The organism is Streptomyces sp. NPDC053079 (assembly GCF_044546695.1).
Classification (GTDB): Bacteria; Actinomycetota; Actinomycetes; order Streptomycetales; family Streptomycetaceae; genus Streptomyces.
On sequence record NZ_JBITZJ010000006.1, the window covers coordinates 356,767 to 373,408 of the forward strand.

Annotated in this window: 21 protein-coding genes; 10 read left to right on the top strand and 11 right to left on the bottom strand. The window is 70.8% G+C overall.

From position 1 onward, the window contains the following. Positions 1–59: 59 nt before the first annotated feature. Entirely contained in the window at positions 60–944 is an 885-nt protein-coding gene (locus tag ACIGXW_RS23880; protein ID WP_399574929.1) for a sigma-70 family RNA polymerase sigma factor, read from the bottom strand. A 96-nt stretch (positions 945–1,040) separates the two neighbouring features. Between ACIGXW_RS23880 and ACIGXW_RS23885 the strand changes: the two genes are divergently transcribed. Beyond that, positions 1,041–1,811, top strand: coding sequence for an SDR family oxidoreductase (locus tag ACIGXW_RS23885; RefSeq protein ID WP_399574930.1), 771 nt, complete (start codon positions 1,041–1,043; stop codon positions 1,809–1,811). 138 nt (positions 1,812–1,949) lie between these two features. Here ACIGXW_RS23885 and ACIGXW_RS23890 read toward each other — a convergent pair whose 3' ends face one another. From ACIGXW_RS23890 to ACIGXW_RS23905, 4 genes are all read right to left on the bottom strand, one after another. Then, positions 1,950–2,723 (bottom strand): MerR family transcriptional regulator, encoded by a 774-nt coding sequence (locus ACIGXW_RS23890; RefSeq protein WP_399574931.1) that lies wholly within the window; start codon positions 2,721–2,723, stop codon positions 1,950–1,952. Between the two features lie 107 nt (positions 2,724–2,830). Continuing rightward, entirely contained in the window at positions 2,831–4,000 is a 1,170-nt protein-coding gene (locus ACIGXW_RS23895) for a methyltransferase domain-containing protein (protein ID WP_399574932.1), read from the bottom strand. After that, positions 3,997–4,170, bottom strand: coding sequence for a hypothetical protein (locus ACIGXW_RS23900; RefSeq protein WP_399574933.1), 174 nt, complete (start codon positions 4,168–4,170; stop codon positions 3,997–3,999). Before ACIGXW_RS23900 ends, ACIGXW_RS23895 begins: the two co-directional genes overlap by 4 nt. Before the next feature lie 44 nt (positions 4,171–4,214). Next, positions 4,215–4,370 carry a hypothetical protein gene (locus ACIGXW_RS23905; RefSeq protein ID WP_399574934.1) on the bottom strand — a complete coding sequence of 52 codons (156 nt, stop codon included), beginning with the start codon at positions 4,368–4,370 and terminating at the stop codon, positions 4,215–4,217. Positions 4,371–4,853: 483 nt separating this feature from the next. Between ACIGXW_RS23905 and ACIGXW_RS23910 the strand changes: the two genes are divergently transcribed. From ACIGXW_RS23910 to ACIGXW_RS23930, 5 genes are all read left to right on the top strand, one after another. Then, entirely contained in the window at positions 4,854–5,396 is a 543-nt protein-coding gene (locus tag ACIGXW_RS23910) for a GntR family transcriptional regulator (RefSeq protein ID WP_399574936.1), read from the top strand. Next, positions 5,393–6,169, top strand: coding sequence for a GntR family transcriptional regulator (locus ACIGXW_RS23915; RefSeq protein WP_399574937.1), 777 nt, complete (start codon positions 5,393–5,395; stop codon positions 6,167–6,169). The genes ACIGXW_RS23910 and ACIGXW_RS23915 overlap by 4 nt, the downstream gene beginning before the upstream one ends. 90 nt (positions 6,170–6,259) lie before the next feature. Further along, positions 6,260–7,036: a GntR family transcriptional regulator gene (locus tag ACIGXW_RS23920; RefSeq protein ID WP_399574938.1), complete on the top strand. Its 777-nt coding sequence runs from the start codon at positions 6,260–6,262 to the stop codon at positions 7,034–7,036. Positions 7,037–7,097: 61 nt separating this feature from the next. Further along, complete coding sequence (locus tag ACIGXW_RS23925) at positions 7,098–7,385, top strand: hypothetical protein (protein WP_399574939.1); 288 nt, start codon at positions 7,098–7,100, stop codon at positions 7,383–7,385. Continuing rightward, positions 7,385–7,978, top strand: a complete 594-nt coding sequence (locus tag ACIGXW_RS23930; RefSeq protein ID WP_399574940.1) for a hypothetical protein — start codon at positions 7,385–7,387, stop codon at positions 7,976–7,978. Before ACIGXW_RS23925 ends, ACIGXW_RS23930 begins: the two co-directional genes overlap by 1 nt. 13 nt (positions 7,979–7,991) lie before the next feature. On the opposite strand, the gene ACIGXW_RS23935 is transcribed toward ACIGXW_RS23930, so the two are convergent. Continuing rightward, entirely contained in the window at positions 7,992–8,717 is a 726-nt protein-coding gene (locus ACIGXW_RS23935; RefSeq protein WP_399574941.1) for a helix-turn-helix domain-containing protein, read from the bottom strand. 240 nt (positions 8,718–8,957) lie between these two features. Between ACIGXW_RS23935 and ACIGXW_RS23940 the strand changes: the two genes are divergently transcribed. From ACIGXW_RS23940 to ACIGXW_RS23950, 3 genes are read left to right on the top strand one after another with little or no spacing between them, the layout of a single operon-like run. After that, complete coding sequence (locus ACIGXW_RS23940) at positions 8,958–9,629, top strand: DUF4097 family beta strand repeat-containing protein (protein ID WP_399574942.1); 672 nt, start codon at positions 8,958–8,960, stop codon at positions 9,627–9,629. Positions 9,630–9,663: 34 nt separating this feature from the next. Continuing rightward, a complete protein-coding gene (locus ACIGXW_RS23945; RefSeq protein ID WP_399574943.1) occupies positions 9,664–10,626 on the top strand; it encodes an ATP-binding cassette domain-containing protein in 963 nt (320 codons plus the stop codon). Further along, positions 10,623–11,441: an ABC transporter permease gene (locus tag ACIGXW_RS23950; RefSeq protein WP_399574944.1), complete on the top strand. Its 819-nt coding sequence runs from the start codon at positions 10,623–10,625 to the stop codon at positions 11,439–11,441. The genes ACIGXW_RS23945 and ACIGXW_RS23950 overlap by 4 nt, the downstream gene beginning before the upstream one ends. Before the next feature lie 14 nt (positions 11,442–11,455). On the opposite strand, the gene ACIGXW_RS23955 is transcribed toward ACIGXW_RS23950, so the two are convergent. The 3 genes from ACIGXW_RS23955 to ACIGXW_RS23965 are packed head-to-tail and all read right to left on the bottom strand — an operon-like array spanning position 11,456 to position 13,366. Next, complete coding sequence (locus ACIGXW_RS23955) at positions 11,456–11,875, bottom strand: arsenate reductase ArsC (RefSeq protein ID WP_399574945.1); 420 nt, start codon at positions 11,873–11,875, stop codon at positions 11,456–11,458. Beyond that, positions 11,868–12,968, bottom strand: coding sequence for an ACR3 family arsenite efflux transporter (gene arsB / locus ACIGXW_RS23960; protein WP_399574946.1), 1,101 nt, complete (start codon positions 12,966–12,968; stop codon positions 11,868–11,870). Before arsB ends, ACIGXW_RS23955 begins: the two co-directional genes overlap by 8 nt. Further along, positions 12,965–13,366, bottom strand: coding sequence for a metalloregulator ArsR/SmtB family transcription factor (locus tag ACIGXW_RS23965; RefSeq protein WP_071964827.1), 402 nt, complete (start codon positions 13,364–13,366; stop codon positions 12,965–12,967). Before ACIGXW_RS23965 ends, arsB begins: the two co-directional genes overlap by 4 nt. Positions 13,367–13,450: 84 nt before the next feature. Between ACIGXW_RS23965 and arsM the strand changes: the two genes are divergently transcribed. Next, entirely contained in the window at positions 13,451–14,206 is a 756-nt protein-coding gene (gene arsM, locus ACIGXW_RS23970; protein WP_399574947.1) for an arsenite methyltransferase, read from the top strand. 77 nt (positions 14,207–14,283) lie between these two features. On the opposite strand, the gene ACIGXW_RS23975 is transcribed toward arsM, so the two are convergent. Continuing rightward, the gene (locus ACIGXW_RS23975; protein ID WP_071964829.1) at positions 14,284–15,198 is read right to left on the bottom strand and encodes an SGNH/GDSL hydrolase family protein; all 915 of its coding nucleotides are present in this window, start codon (positions 15,196–15,198) and stop codon (positions 14,284–14,286) included. Positions 15,199–15,669: 471 nt separating this feature from the next. Next, complete coding sequence (locus ACIGXW_RS23980; protein ID WP_071964830.1) at positions 15,670–16,329, bottom strand: GGDEF domain-containing protein; 660 nt, start codon at positions 16,327–16,329, stop codon at positions 15,670–15,672. Between the last annotated feature and the right edge of the window lie 313 nt (positions 16,330–16,642).

Sequence of the window (16,642 nt, forward strand, 5' to 3'; positions counted from 1 at the left end):
GGCGAGAAGGGGCGCCCCGGATTCGGGGCGCCCCTTTCGCGTACGTCCCCTTCGGGTCGTCAGCGGTCGAGGGCCGACAGGTCGAGTGCGCGCAGCCGGTCGGGGTCGGAGAGGACGTCGATGGCGACGATCTTTCCGTCCACAACGGTGAAGGCCATGACGGAGATCCGCTGTCCGTGTGTGTCGACGACCGCGGCGCCGGCGATTCCGTTGATGAGCGCCGGTCGTGCGAACGGGGACAGCTTGCCGAAGGTGACCGCCTGGGACGCCACCGTCCGGGCGCTGTGGAGCACGACGCTGAGGGAGTGACCGACGCCGCCGTCGGAGCGCAGGACGACGTCGGGGTCGAGCACGGAGACGAGCGCGTCGAAGTCGCCGTCGCGGGCGGCGGCGAAGAACGCGTCGACGGCGACGCGTTGGCGGCTCAGGTCGGGGTCGGGGACCGGTGCCTGGCCCTGTACGCGGCGGCGGGCGCGGCTCGCGAGTTGCCGTGTGGTGGCCGGGGTGCGTTCGATGAGCGGGGCGATCGCGTCGAAGGGCACGGCGAACATGTCGTGCAGGACGAACGCGAGGCGCTCGGCCGGCGACAGCGAGTCCAGCACCACCAGCAGCGCCAGGCCGACCGAGTCGGCCAGCAACGCCTCCTGCTCGGGGTCGATCCCGCCCTCGTGGCTGATGACGGGGTCGGGCATGCGCAGCTCGAGGGGTTCCTCGCGCCGGCTCTCGCGCGATCGCAGCATGTTCAGGCACACGCGTCCCGCCACCGTGGTCAGCCAGCCGGCGAGGTTCTCCACGTCGCTGGTATCGGTGCGGTTGAAGCGCAGCCAGGTCTCCTGGACGGCGTCGTCGGCCTCGCTCAGCGAGCCGAGCATGCGGTAGGCCACGGCTCTCAGATGCGTCCGGTGCTCCTCGAAACGCAATATCAGCTCTGCACTCTCGTCCACCGTGTCACATTCCTTCGTCGCGGGGGGTCATGGCAGTAGACCCACGAAACGCAATGGTTGCAGCCGGGAGATCACTTCCGGACGGACGGATCGGAGATGGCCGTGACGACTTCCCCCCTTCTGGTCACCGGCGGTACGGGCACCCTCGGGAGCCTCGTCGTACCGCTCCTGCGGGACGCCGGCCACGACGTGCGGGTGCTCAGCCGGCGCGGCCGTGAGTCCGGGGACGGCATCGAGTACGTGACCGGTGATCTGCTCGGGAACGAGGGCGTCGAGCGCGCGGTGGACGGCGCCGGGACCGTACTGCACCTGGCCGGCGGCCCCAAGGGCGACGACGAGGCGACCCGCAACCTCGTGCGGGCGGCTTCGCGCGCCGGGGTGCGGCACCTGGTGTACATCTCGGTCATCGGGGCGGACAAGGTCCCGCTGGGCTACTTCCGGTCCAAGCTCGGCGCGGAGCGTGCGGTGGCGGAGTCCGGGCTGCCGTGGACGACGCTGCGTGCCGCGCAGTTCCACGACCTGGTCCTGACCGTGGTGCGGAAGATGGCGAAGTTGCCGGTGATTCCTGTCCCGGGCGGGCTCCGCTTCCAGCCGGTCGATGCGCGCGAGGTCGCCGAGCGGCTGGTGGAGCTGACTCTCGGTCAGCCTGCTGGCCTGGTGCCCGATCTGGCCGGGCCGACGGTGTACGGGATGGCCGAGCTGAGCCGCGGCTACCTGCGGGCGTGCGGCAAGAGCCGGTTGATGATGCCGGTCCGGATGCCGGGGGCCGCCGGCCGCGCGTACCGTGCCGGCGAGAACCTGACCCTCGAGGGTGCCGCCGTGGGCCGGCGGACCTGGGAGGACTTTCTGGCGGAGCGGGTGGGCTGACGGCCCGGGTCGAGTGCCGCCGGGGGTCTGCAGCCCCCCGGCAGTGCGATCCGGCGGTCAGGCCGGCAGTGCGATCCGGCGGTCAGCCGTAGGTGCGATCCGGCGGTCAGTCGCCGGTCAGCCGTCCTCAGCCGTCCGTCAGCTCAGCCGGGCGTCGGCGTAGGCGACCATCGCATCGCGCTGGTAGCCGGCCAGCCCGTCGGCGATCTTGTCGAAGTTCGCGCGGAACCGCGGGTCGTCCACGTAGGTCTGGCCCAGTCCCTTGTACGCGTCCGCGTTCGGCGTCCAGAACCGGCAGATGCCCTGGTAGTGGGCGTCCACTTCGGCCTGTACGGCAGGGTCGGCGACCGGCGTGCCGGCCACCATGAACTCCGCGAAGCGGATCATCTGCGCCGTCACCTCCCGCTGCCACTCCTCCGTGTCCTCGGCGGTCATCGTCTCGCGGGCCTGCTGGGCCTCCTCCCACGCCTGCGGCCACCGCTCGCGCACCTCGGCTTCGGCTTCGGCGTCGGCGGGGGAGGGCTCGAAGCCCTCGAACAGGTTCTCCGGCCGGTTGATCTTCGTCATGGCGTTGTCGTCCTTGCTTTCTTCCAGTTCGGCGATGGTGCGGCCGACGGTGCGGGCGAGCGTCTCCAGCCGGTTCCGCTCCGCCAGCAGCCGTCGGTGGTGTTCGCGGAGCACGGACACCTGGTCGACCTGGCTGTCCAGGACCCCCCTGATCTCCCGCAGTCCCAGGTCCAGCTCCCGCATCAGCAGGATCTGCTGCAGCCGCAGCAGATCTGCCTCCTCGTAGTAGCGGTGCCCGTTGCTCCCGATCCACGCGGGCGGCAGCAGCCCGACCTCGTCGTAATGCCGCAGCGTCCGGGCGGTCACCCCGGACATCCGCGCCACCTCCGCGATCGACCAGGCCATCGCCCGCCCCGCTTTCCCTTGCCGGGCCGGTCTTTCCGGCCACATGGAAGACGGTAGAAGTTGACGCAACGGAAGCCGCAAGCCGGAGCGGTGACCTATGGAGGGCGTCATCCACCCGGCGGGCTGATCCGGCAGCCTGGAGCATCGAGCCAGACCGTCTCCCCGTCAGCCGTCACGGTGACGCCGAACCGTGTGATCCCCGGCCGCCCCGCGTCCCGCCACCACCGGGCGGCACCGAGGAGTTCGGTGAAGAGGTCGCGTGGCCCCCAGCGTTTCACCCTGTACGTGCCGTCCGGGCCCGGCCGGGCGGCCGCCCACGATGTGGCATCGGCGGACGACAGCCACCAGGTGCCGATGTCGTTCCGGCTGACCCGCAGGTCCGGGCAGCGCATGGCCAGGGCGAACAGGGCGTCGGCGTCATCGGCCAGGTCCTCGGGGCCGGTTTCCCGGGTCACGGTCTCGGCCGCGTCCCACGTGGAGTCGCGCACAGTGGCGACCGTCGAGCCGTCGGCGAACCGACCGCGCAGCCGCATGAAGGAGACGGTGCCCAGGAAGCGTCCCGCTGCGCCTCCGTCACCATCCGCTCGCAGGAACAGGAGACCGTCGGCGCCGGTGGCGCAGGCCCGCGGGGCCAGGATCGCCCCACCGGCCTTGACCTGCTCGACCCACGGATAGGGGATCCGCCACGTGGAGGCCGTGGCGATGACCCTGTCGTACGGGTGTGAGCCTCCGCTGGGGCGCTCGCCGTCCGCGCACCGCACGTCGGGGCGGTATCCGGCGGACCGTAGGGCCTCTTCGGCGCGGTGCGCCAACTGCCGGTCGATCTCGACGGTGGTGACGTCGGACGGGCCCACTCGCTCGCACAAGAGCGCGGCGTTGTAGCCCGACCCCGTGCCGATTTCGAGGACCGTGTGTCCCTCCTCGAGCTGGAGGTGGCCGAGCATGTCGCACACGACGTCCGGCGCGGAGACCGAGGAACTGAACCGACCCCGTGCGGGGCCGGCCGCCGGCGTCAGGCGATCCTCCACCTGCGTGATCAGTGGACGATGTGGGTCGTAAACAGCCGCCAGCCAGGCCTCCGGTTCCGCCGTCCGGTCCAGGACGGGGAACATCCCGTCCTCACCTGATTCGGGCCACCACACCCTGTCGGGTACGAACGCCTCACGGTGCACGGCGTCGAAGGCGCGTGCCACCCATGCGGCCGCGAAGTGGCCGCGCTGTGCGAGGGCGTCGGCGCAGGTGCGCTTCGGTGTGCCGGGTGCGGTCCGCGCGATCATTTGACCCCCGTGGGGTATCCGTCGCCCGCATAGGGGCCCTCCGGGTCGCTGGCCTTGCCGAAGTCCTGGTCAGGGTCGTACTCGCGGTCGTCCAGACCCTGGTATTCCTCGTCGTTGTCCTGATCACCCACGACTGCCTCCTTGAGGACGATGGTGCGATGGGACTTCATGAGCCGACTGTGAGCACGTCTTGCGGTCGGTTCGATGGGCCTTGTCACCAGCGCGGGGCCGGTGCGCGGCGGTAACCGTTCGCGGGGCGGCCGTTGAGAGGGAAGAGACGGCCGACCTCGATGGGTTGGGAGCGAGGGAAGACGAAGACGTTTCCGTCCTCGAACTCCAGGCGTTGGCAGCCGGCTTGCACGCGACGCATATCGCGGACCGTATGAGGGATGCCGCCCACCGTGATCACGTCGCCGAGACGCACGCCGTCTCCAGTGACGGTGACGGTCGCAAGTCGCCGCGCTTCCAGCCTCTTTGAGGGGAACGTGATCTGCTCCGGAGCTCCCAACGGCCGTGGTGCTGCGCCGGGAGCTCGGCGGCTTGCCGGGAGAGGGGCTGTGACCCCGGATGCGGACGTACGAGGGTTGAGCATCGTTGAACTCCTCGAAGATGGAACGCGATGCCGGGCCCGTGGGCATTGAGCGGGTACGCCCCCGCAGTGCCGCAGGACCTCGCCGTACTGGGGGTGCGGTCCGCGGGCCTGTCGGCCGGGCGGTCGGGCACCCCATGAAAATGACCGTACTGCTATTCATGAAAAGCGGCGAGATACCCTCAAGGGTGACTGCCTCTCACCTGGTTGCCTACTGTGTAAGGCGGCAAGGTCCCCGAAGTCCGCGACCGGCAGGAGGCCGCTGTGATCAGCAGCGAGTGGATCAGCTCGTCGGTGCCCTATCTGGCACCGCGTACGGACGGCCAGCGTGACGCGTGGAGCGACGTGACCGCGACCCAGGGGCGCCGGGGGACCCAGCGGATCGTTCATGCCGGGGAGGTCGTGCCGCCCTCCGAGGTCGGTGAGCTGTTGCGGTCGCCGGCCGGGGAACAGGTCGTCGTCCGGCGGAGGGTCATCTACCTGGACGACCTGCCCGTGGAATTGACGGATACCTACTACCCGTTGGACATCGCGCGTGGCACTCCCCTCGCGGGGAGGGCCAAGATCCCCGGTGGTGCCGTGACGCTGCTGGCACGGCTCGGGCATCCCGGTGAGCATGTCCGTGAAGAGGTCCGGGCCCGCATGCCCGACGCAGTCGAGCGCGAGACGCTCGCCATGGAGGACGGCGAACCCGTGCTGTGCCTCACCCGCGTCACGCTGGACGGCGACAGCCGGCCTGTACAGGTGGACGTGATGACGATGCCCGCGCAGCGGCAGCGGCTGCAGTACGAGTTGAAGATCGGATGACTGTGCCCAAGGCGGACGACGACGCGCTGGACAGACGATCGTTGCATGAACGTATTGCGGCGGACCTGCGGGACGAGATCATGTCCGGCGATCTGCCGCCGGGCGGCAAACTGCCCTCCACCCAGCAGCTCAAGGACCGATTCAATGCCTCGAACGCGACAGTTCAGAAGGCGCTGCAGCTGCTGAAGGCCGAGGGGCTGGCGGTGGGGCGTGCGGGTGCGGCGGTCACGGTTCGCGAGCACCGTCAGCAGACCATTCGACCCGCCTCCTACATGGCACCGGCCGATACGGGCCGGTCCTACCGGTGGATCACGGAAGCCGAGAAGCGCGGGGTCAGCGGCAGCATCGACCTCTTGGAGGTCGCCGAGGTAAGGCCGCCCAGAGACGTCGCGGCGGCGATGAACCTGTCCGAGGGCGGCACGGCTCTGCTCCGCTCGCAGATCCTGCTGTTCGATGATGAGCCGGTTGAGCTGGTCAAGTCCTACTACCCGCTCGAGATCGCCCGGGGCACCGCGATGATGGAGCATCGCAAGATCCGTGGCGGTACGCCCACGCTGCTGGCCGAGCTGGGCTATCCGCCGCGCCACTGCGTGGATCAGGTTTCGGCGCGGGTGCCCACGCAGGAGCAGTACGCGGCGCTCAGGATGCCGAGTGACCTGCCGGTGCTGCGCACGTTCCGCGTGGTGTACAGCGATGACGAGCGACCCATTGAGGTGACCGTCATGGCCAAGGCAGGTCATCTCTACGAACTGCGGTACGAGTTCGGTCAGTAAGGCCGACTGTCTCATCTGGGCGTGGTCGGCCCGTATCTGTCCGGAACCGCGCTCTGGCGGCCTCCCGCCCGGCTCCCGCATAACTGGGGCATGTCGACGACGAGCGAGCAGACCACCGACCGGCGTCCCCCGCACGAGCGCGTCGCTGCGGACTTGCGGGACGAGATCCTGTCTGGGGCCGTTCCTCCGGGTGCCGTTCTGCCGATGGCGGAGCTCCAGCAGCGGTTCGGCGCGTCGCGCGCGACCGTGGAGCGGGCGCTGGACCTACTGCGCGAGGAGCGGCTGGTCGCCGCGTGCGCCGCGACGCCGGACATCGTCGTCCTCGCGCACCGGCAGCGGACCATGCGGCCCTCGCGGAGCCTGGCTCCGGCCGATCCGGGGCAGCCCTTCCGTTGGGTCACCGAGGCGCGTAAGCGCGGGGTGCGCGCCGAATGCGCGTTGCTTGAGGTCGAGGTCGTGCGCGAGCCCCCGGCGCATGTGGTTCGGGCGCTCGGGATGGGCGCGGGCAGTCCTCTCCTGCTGCGGTCCCAGGTCCTGACGTTCGACGACGAGCCGGCGGGGCTGGTCAAGGCCTACTTTCCGCTGGAGATGGTCCGCGGCACCGCGCTGATGGAGCGCCGCAAGATCCGTGGCGGCACCTCGACCCTCCTGGCCGAGCTGGGATATCCGCCGCTCCGGTGCGTGGACTCCGTGTCCGCCCGGATCCCCACCCAGGAGCAGCAGGCCCTCCTGAAACTGCCGCACGGCGTGCCGGTTCTGCGCACCTTCCGCGTCGTCTACAGCGACGGCGACCGTCCGGTCGAGGTCCACGACACCGTCGAGTCCGGGCATCTCTACGAGTTGCAGTACGAGTTCACCCAGGCCTAGCGCCCGAGGCGGACGTCAAGGAATTCTTGACAAGATCGCCGCGTCAAGGTTTCCTTGACGCATGTTGATCTTGAGTTCGAAGGACCGGCAGGACCGGCATCGGGACCTCTTTCCCGCCACCACATCCATGGCCGCCGTGCTGCCGCTCGCCGTGGGCCTGCCGGCCATGACGGTGCTGTTCGGCGACGGGCATGGCACCTTCGCCACCGTCGCCCTGATCGTGGTGGGCCTGGCGCTCATCGCCTGCACGGCCGGCCTGGCCGCCCGGGCGGCGGCCCGCGACACCGAGCAGGCGCGCCGCGACGAGGCGATCCTTGACGCCCTCGAGCCCCTTGCCGGAGTGCGCTGATGAGTGACGAACCGCTGCTGCACCCGGTGGAGATGGACCGGATCCGGGAAGGGATCGCCGCAGCCGTCCTCGGCGCCCCCGAGGGGCTGGCCGACTCGCTCGAACACGATGCCCACGGGTATCTGCGCCTGGTGGACGCCTCGCGCGTCGGCGCTGAGGAGGCGAGCCGGCTGCTGCGCGAGTCCGTCCAGGGCGCCAGGGCCGCCGGCCACAGCTGGGAGACGGTGGGCCGCGTCCTGGGGGTGAGCCGTCAGGCCGCCCAGCAGCGCTTCGCGGGCAAGGCCGCGGGCGCGGGCCCGTCGGCACCGCCCGCCGAGGGGCCGAACGCCCCGAAGCGCCGCAAGCTCAGCGGGTTGTCCGCGTTCAACGAGATGGCCGCCCTGGAGGAGGCCGGCCGCGACGGCTGGCACATGGTCGGCTACGGCCCCCTCTTCCACGAGGTGGAGGCATCCGGCCACCCCTGGGAGCACTGCCGCGTTGCGCTCCCCTCCGCCGCGCGACACCGGCGGCTGCAATCGGAAGGATGGATTCCGGTCGGCGCGGGATGGTTCCCCTGGCGGTACTACAAGCGGCCCGTCAACCCCGGCGCCTAGGTCGCGGACCTGCCTACTCGGAGGTCGTCCCGGGTTTCGTGTGGAGGATCTCGCGGGCCTGCTCCGCGGCGCGGGAGGTGCTCTCGGAGACGAAGTCGAGGAAGCGGGCGATGCCCTCGAGGCGGTTGGCGGCCGGGGTGTCGGAGCCGAGGACGCCGACGCCCTGCCGCGCGATCTCGACGACCTGGGCGATGGACCGGGCGGCGGCCACCATCGACTGGTACCAGACGTCGTCGTCGACGATGTAGCGCTCGCGGCGGCCTTCGTCGCGTTCCCGGCGGACGAAGGCCTGGCTCTCGAGGAACGTGATGGCCTTGGAGATGGACGCCGGGCTGACCTGGAGGCGCTGGGCGAGCTCGGACGCGGTGAGGCTGCCGGCGTCCGTGAGGGTGAGGCAGGCCATCACCCGGGAACACATCGCGGGCATGCCCGAGCCCATGAGGACGGTGGTGAACGTTTCCTCGTACTCGCGCACGGCCTCGGCGTCGCGTCCGTGGGGCTGCGCCGGCGCCTCCGCGCCCCGGGGCGCGGTCTGCTTGCGCCGCTGGGCGCGGCGTTCGGTGGCGCGGTGGGCCAGCTCGGCGCGGTAGGCGGTGGGGCCGCCGTTGCGCATCACCTCACGCGTGACCGTCGAGGTCGGGCGGTCGAGGCGTCTGGCGATCTCCGCGTAGGCGAGGCCGTCGGTCAGTCCCAGCGCGATCTGCTGGCGTTCCTGCTGGGTGAGTCTGCCTCCCGGCATCGCCGTCTCCTCCGTGCGTAGCCCCTTTGGTGCCGCCAGCATAGCGTTCACCTTCAATTCATTGCAACGAGCGAGTAGCTTTCGTTGCATTACCTGCCAAGATCGTTGCAATGATTATGCGGCTCTGACCTGCGGGAATGGCGATTCTGCGCAACGGGGGTGTTGCTGGGTCTGTGAAGGCAACGTAGCTTTTCGCCTGTCGGAAACGCCGACACCGCACCGAAGCAGAGGAAAAGAACGATGCAGAAGTTCGCCACCACCGCCCCGATCTCCGCCGTCCTGGACATCCCCGCGGGCCTCATCCGGTTCATCGCCGCCGACCGTGCCGACACCACGGTCGAGGTGCTGCCCGCGAACGCCTCCAAGAGCCGTGACGTGAAGGCGGCGGAGCAGATGACGGTCGCCTACGCCGACGGTGTCCTGCGGATCGAGGCCGCGCCGGCGAAGAACCGGGTCCTGGGCAACTCCGGTTCCGTCGAGGTGACCGTCCAGCTGCCCGCCGGCTCCCGCGTCGAGGCGAAGGCGGCCCTCGCCGAACTCCGGGGCGTCGGACGCCTCGGCGACGTCGCCTTCGAGGGCGCGCAGGCCACGGTCAAGCTCGACGAGAGCGCGAGCACCTGCATCGCCCTCCAGGCCGGCGACATCTCCCTCGGCCGCCTGAACGGCCCCGCGCAGATCAGCACCCAGAAGGGCGACCTGAACATCACCGAGGCCCTGCACGGCACGGTCGAACTGCGCACCGAGCACGGCGACATCTGCGTCGGCGCCGCCCGCGGAGTCTCCGCCACCCTCGACGCCGGCACCGCCTACGGCCGCATCCACAACACTCTCAACAACACCGACGGCGCCGCCGCCGGCCTGAACATCCACGCCACCACCTCCTACGGCAACATCACCGCCCGCAGCCTCTAAGACCGCCCGCAGCCTGTAAGGAAGAGCACCTCTCATGACCGACTTGGCCATCGCGGCGAACGGGCTGCGCAAGTCCTACGGAGACAAGACCGTCCTCGACGGCGTCGACCTGGCCGTCCCGGAAGGAACGATCTTCTCCTTGCTCGGCCCGAACGGCGCCGGCAAGACCACCGCCGTCAAGATCCTCTCCACGCTCATCTCCCCCGACCCCACCAGTGGCCGGATCCACGTCGGCGGCCACGACCTCGCCGCCGACCCGCAGGCGGTCCGCGCCGCGATCGGTGTCACCGGGCAGTTCTCCGCCGTCGACGGCCTGATCACCGGCGAGGAGAACATGCTCCTCATGGCGGACCTGCAGCACCTGTCCAGGCGCGAGGGACGGCGGGTCGCCGCCGAGCTGCTGGAGCGCTTCGACTTGGTGGAGGCCGCGAAGAAGCCCGCCTCCACCTACTCCGGCGGCATGAAGCGCCGCCTCGACATCGCCATGACCCTGGTCGGCGACCCCCGGATCATCTTCCTCGACGAGCCGACCACCGGCCTCGACCCCCGCAGCCGCCACAACATGTGGCAGATCATCCGCGAGCTCGTCTCCGACGGCGTCACCGTCTTCCTCACCACCCAGTACCTGGAGGAGGCCGACGAGCTCGCCGACCGCATCGCCGTGCTCAACGACGGGAAGATCGCGGCCGAGGGCACGGCCGAGGAGCTGAAGCGGATCGTCCCCGGCGGGCACGTCCGGCTCCGCTTCACCGACCCGGCCGCGTACCGGAGCGCCGCCTCCGCCCTGCGCGAGGCCTCCCGGGACGACGAATCCCTCGCGCTGCGGATCCCCGGCGACGGCAGCCAGCGCGAGCTGCGCTCCATCCTCGACCGGCTGGACTCGGCCGGCATCGAGGCCGACGAGCTGACCGTGCACACCCCCGACCTCGACGACGTCTTCTTCACCCTGACCGGCGGCGCCGGCATCCCCGACCAGCCCAAGGAGGCTGTCCGATGAGCACCCCCCTGGCTCCCGCCCGCCCGACCCGGCTCTCCCTCGCCGTGCGCGACTCCTCCACGATGCTGCGCCGCAACCTCCTGCACGCCCGGCGCTATCCGTCGCTCACCCTGAACCTGCTGCTCACGCCGATCATGATGCTGCTGCTCTTCGTCTACGTCTTCGGCGACACCATGAGCGCGGGCATCGGCGGCGGCGGTCCGGACCGCTCCGCGTACATCGCCTACATCGTCCCGGGACTCCTGCTGATGACCATCGGCAGCACCGTGGTCGGCACCGCGGTCTCGGTCTCCAACGACATGACCGAGGGCATCATCGCCCGCTTCCGCACGATGGCGATCCACCGTCCTTCGGTGCTCGTCGGGCACGTCGTCGGCAGCGTGCTGCAGTCGGTCGCGAGCGTGGTCCTCGTGGGCGCCGTCGCCGTGGCCATCGGCTTCCGCTCCACCGATGCCACCGTCCTGGAGTGGTTCGCGGCGTTCGGACTGCTCGTGCTCTTCGCCACGGCGATGACCTGGATCGCGGTCGGCATGGGCCTGATCAGCCCGAACGCCGAGGCCGCCAGCAACAACGCGATGCCCCTGATCCTGCTGCCGCTCCTGTCCAGCGCCTTCGTCCCCGTCGACGCGATGCCGGGCTGGTTCCAGCCGGTCGCCGAGTACCAGCCGTTCACGCCCGCCATCGAGACCCTGCGCGGTCTGCTGCTCGGCACCGGGATCGGCAACAACGGCTGGCTCGCCGTCGCCTGGTGCCTGGGCCTCGCGGTGCTCGGCTACTTCTGGTCGACCTCGAAGTTCAACCACGACCCGAAGTAATCGACCTGGCCCGCCTAGCCCTGCGGCAGCAACTCCCTGATCAGGCCCTCGACAAGGGCCTCGATCTCGTCGCGGATCGGGCGGACCGCGGCGACACCCTGGCCCGCCGGGTCGGCCAGCTTCCAGTCGAGGTAGCGCTTGCCGGGGAAGACGGGGCAGGCGTCGCCGCAGCCCATGGTGATGACGACGTCGGAGGCCCGGACCGCCTCGGTGGTCAGGAGCTTCGGCCGCTGGGCGGAAATGTCGACTCCGGCCTCGCGCATCGCCTCCACCACGGCCGGGTTGACCGTCCCGGCCGGGGCCGAGCCCGCCGAGCGGACCTCGACGCGGTCGCCCGCGAGGTGGGTGAGGAACGCGGCGGCCATCTGCGAGCGGCCGGCGTTGTGGACGCAGACGAAGAGCACAGACGGCTTGGTGCCAGGGGTGTCAGACACGGGCGGGGCCTTTCGGAGTGGCCGTCCCGGCCGGGGAACGGTCGGGGAAGAAGCGGCGGGTGGTCAGGGCCACGTGGACGAGGCCGATGAGGACCGGGACCTCGATCAAGGGGCCCACGACCCCCGCGAGGGCCTGGCCGGAGGAGGCGCCGAAGGTGGCGATGGCGACGGCGATGGCGAGCTCGAAGTTGTTGCCGGCGGCGGTGAAGGCCAGCGTGGTCGCACGTGGGTAGTCGAGGCCGGCCGCGCGGCCCAGGGCCATGGAACCGGCCCACATGACGGCGAAGTACACCAGCAGCGGCAGCGCGATGCGGGCCACGTCCCACGGCTGCGAGGTGATCGCCTCGCCCTGGAGGGCGAAGAGCACGACGATCGTGAACAGCAGGCCGTAGAGGGCGAACGGGCCGATGCGCGGGACGATCCGCGACTCGTACCACTCCCGGCCCCCGGCCCGCTCGCCGAGGCGGCGGGTGAGGAAACCGGCGGCCAGCGGGATGCCCAGGAAGATCAGGACCGAGCGGGCGATCTCCCACACGCTCACGTCCAGGCCGGTGGTCTCCAGGCCGAGCCGGCCGGGCAGGACGGAGAGGTAGAACCAGCCGAGCGCTGAGAAGGCGATCACCTGGAACACCGAGTTCAGGGCGACGAGGACGGCGGCGGCCTCGCGGTCGCCGCAGGCCAGGTCGTTCCAGATGACGACCATGGCGATGCAGCGCGCCAGGCCGACGATGATCAGTCCGGTCCGGTACTCCGGCAGGTCCGGCAGGAACAGCCAGGCGAGGGCGAACATCAGGGCGGGGCCCAGGACCCAGTTCAGCACCAGGGACGGGACCAGGAGGCGGCGGTCGCGGGTGACGGCGCCGAGGCGGTCGTAGCGGACCTTGGCGAGCACCGGGTACATCATCACCAGCAGGCCGAGCGCGATCGGCAGCGAGACCCCGGTGACGGTGACCTTCGCCAGCGCGTCGCCCAGCCCGGGTACGAGGCGGCCGAGGCCCAGGCCCGCGCCCATGGCGGCCAGGATCCACACCGCCAGGAAGCGGTCCAGGAAGGAGAGGCGGCCCGCGACCGGGGCCGTCGGCGCCGTGGTCACGACAGGGGCCCGGCGGGCTCGGGCAGCCGTTCCCCGGCGGGGCGGGTGAGGAGGGCGGCGAGCTTGTCGGTGGTCTCGGGCAGCAGCCAGTAGTACACCCACGTGCCACGGCGTTCGCAGTCGATGAGGCCGGCCTGCCGCAGCAGCTTGAGGTGGTGGGAGATCGTCGGCTGCGACAGCTCGAACGCCGGCGTCAGCTCGCACACGCACACCTCGCCGCCGTCGCGCGAGGCGATCATCGACAGCAGGCGCAGCCGGACCGGGTCGCCCAGCGCCTTGAAGACCTTCGCCAGCTCGACCGCCCGGTCGTCGTCCAGCGGGGCGGCGAGCAGACCGGTGCAGCAGGCGTCGTCCTGGCCGATACCGATGATCTCGAGGTCCTGTCCCTGTTTCGACATGTGTCTATCTTGACGTTCTTCGATGCAAGGCGCAACCTTGAATCGAAGGATATCGATACAGTGCCCACGGAAAGAGGCGCGATCATGAGCGAGAACCCCGCTGACCTGCGAGAAATCGTCCGAGAGCGCTACGCGGCCGCCGCCCTCCAAGCGGCCGGAGGAGGCAGCACGTGTTGCGGCGGGCCGCAGGCGATCGACGTCGACGAGAACTTCGGCGCCACCCTTTACGCCGCCCACGAGCGGGACGAGCTGCCCGCCGAGGCCGTCGCCGCCTCCCTCGGCTGCGGCAACCCCCTCGCCGTCGCCGACCTGCGCGAGGGCGAGCGCGTCCTCGACCTCGGCTCGGGCGGCGGCATCGACGTACTGCTCTCCGCCCGCCGCGTCGGCCCCGCCGGCAAGGCGTACGGGCTGGACATGACCGAGGAGATGCTCGCCCTCGCCCTGGCCAACGCCCGGAAAGCGGGCGTCGCCAACGTCGAGTTCCTCAAGGGCACCATCGAGGCCGTTCCGCTGCCCGCGCGGACCATCGACGTCGTCATCTCCAACTGCGTCGTCAACCTGTCGACCGACAAGCCCGCCGTCTTCGCCGAGGCCTTCCGCGTGCTCGTCCCCGGCGGCCGGATCGGCATCACCGACATCGTCGCCGACGACGCCCTGAGCCCCGCCGAGCGTGCCGGGCGCGGCGACTACGCCGGCTGCATCGCCGGGGCCCTGTCCTTCGCCGAGTACCGCGAAGGGCTCGAGGCCGCCGGGTTCACGGACGTGGAGATCACCCCCACCCACGCGGTCGCCGACGGCATGCACTCCGCCGTCGTCCGGGGCGTCAAACCGGCGGCGTAGCAGTCCCGTTGCCCCGGATCCGTCCTACGGGCCCGCGAGCCGTCGGTCGGCCCGCCGGCCCGCAGGACGGTCGTGGGTCAGCGGCGCGGGCCGAGTACGAGGGTGTAGGCGACCGCGTCCGCCATGGCGCGTTCGCCGGCGGCGTTGGGGTGGAAGGGGATGGCGGGCCGTGTCCAGGGGCGGGTGAAGAGGCCCTCCACGTAGCGCTTCTCGAAGGGCTGGCAGGCGTCGTGGCCGAAGGTGGTGGCGTTGGTGTTGACGTAGAGGTCGCCCCGCGCCGTGGCCTGGACGCGCAGCATCGCGTTGAGGCGGCGGAGCGTGCCGCGCAGGTAGGGGACGTCGCCGTCGGCGATCAGCATGGACTTGCGGCAGCCCTCGATGTCGTCGCCGAGGATCGCCGGGTAGCCGACGACGGCCACGCGGGCGTGCGGGGCCCGTTCGTGGACGGCCTTGAGCACGGCCGCGACCTTGGGCGCCGTCTCGTTGATGCGCCGGTCGAGCTCGTCGGTGCCGTTGCGCGTGAAGTAGCGCTGGCAGGGGTTGTCCCTGGGGACCTCGCCCACCGGGTTGATGCACCGGCCGATGATCTCGCTGAAGTTGATGTCGTTGCCGCCGATGCCCACCGTGACCAGGGTGGTGTCCTTGCCGAGGGCGTCGAGCTGCGGCGCGTTGCCGGTCGCGCCCTGCCGCTTCCACATGTCCTCGGTCGTCGCGCCGCCGCAGCTGACGTCCGTGAAGCCGGAGTAGGCCAGCTCGTTGCGGACGAGCGAGGGGTAGTTGGCGCTGGAGCGGCCGCACCGGGTGTCGAGCTGGCGGGGGATGCCGGGGCCGGAGGTGAAGGAGTCGCCGAGGGCGACGTAGCGCTCGGCCGCCCGTGGCCGCGACTCCGCCGCCGTGGCGGCCGCCGGGGTCACGACGCCGGCCGTCAGGGCGGCGACCGTTCCGAGGGCGGAGAGGGCTAATCGGGCTCTGGTCCGACCGGTGCGGGACATGTGTGCGCCTCCTGGTGTCGAAGGGAACAGCGGTCATGGTTTTCGTGCCGTGAACCCCCGGCAGACTCGGGCCGGGCGGGACGGGTCGTCAACCGAATGCCCGGAATATCCGCTGCAGATGACCGGATATCGGACCGCGGAGTCCGGTCGGCCGGGGTTGACGACGGTGGTAGGCCTCCGACGCCTCCCGTGACTCCCGCGCCGGAACGTCCCGCTCGCGTCACAGACTTCACGAGGCTGACCCGAACGCGCATCAGGGGCATTCCGGGACCCCTCGGTCGCTTCTGGCATGCCCCGATCACTGGTTAGCTCGCTTTCAAGATCGATCGCAGCGTTGCCGAACCACGGTGACCTGCGGCTTCGTCCCGACCCGGCTGCACTGCCGGGACGGGCGGGGCACCGGCGTCGTACGCCGGGCGGTGGCCAACCGCCCGGCACGCCGCGGCTGTTTGGGGACAGCCGTGACACCCACTACGACGCCTTCCGCCGCACCGGCGTCAGCAGGGTCAGATGCGGGCCCTGCCGGCCGGTGCGGCGGCTTCGAGCGGTGTGGTGGGCATCGGCGGCTCCGGCGGGCCGCCAGTGGTCGCCGCACCGCTTTGCCGCGTACATGGCCTCGTCCGCGCCGCGCAGCAGGTCCGAGAGGCCGGCCCCGGGGCGGTGGGCGGTGTGGCACAGGCCGATGGAGGCCCTGGGGGACAAGGTCACCCGGCCCGTGTCGAGGGGGGCCGACAGCCGGGCCGAGAGGTACGTCATCTCGGCGTCGGCGTCGGCCTCCGGCGCGAGGCGGACCAGAGCGGTGAACTCGTCGCCGCCCAGCCGCGCGGCGAAGCCGCCGCGCTCCCGGCACCACTGCGCGAGCCGGCGGCCGACGGCCGCGATCACCTGGTCGCCCACCTCGTGCCCGTGGGTGTCGTTGATCTGCTTGAAGCCGTTGAGGTCCAGCAGCAGGACGGCGGTGTGCGGGTGGCGCAGGGCGCGCGGGCCGCGGGCGGTGAACTCCTCGCGGCGCATGAGTCCGGTGAGGCGGTCGGTGCGTGCCGTACGGAGCCGACGGGCCAGGAAGAACGCGTGTGTGACCCAGCCGACGGTCGGAGCGGCGACGGGCAGAGCCTGGAGTATGAGGTTCATCGGGCACCTTCCTGTGATTTCGGTGAACTCGCGTTGCTGACGTGAGAAATGGGCCGCCTGTGGCGACCCGCCGAGCGGCGGCCCGATCGCGCCGCCATGGCCCCGGCGGCGGCTGGCCGGGCGGGACCGGGCGGTGGATCGGGCCGTCATGCAGGACGTCCCCGTTTCCGGTCGGAGGGAGCGGGAGGGACGTGCCGGTGTCGCGAAAGTCGCGAAAAATCGCGCAGATCTCGTGTGGGTCGGGGCGGTTGGCCACATTTCTGCCGAAACGGTTCGGCACTTGGGGCGTATGGGACGTGAGGGTGCCGAGTTA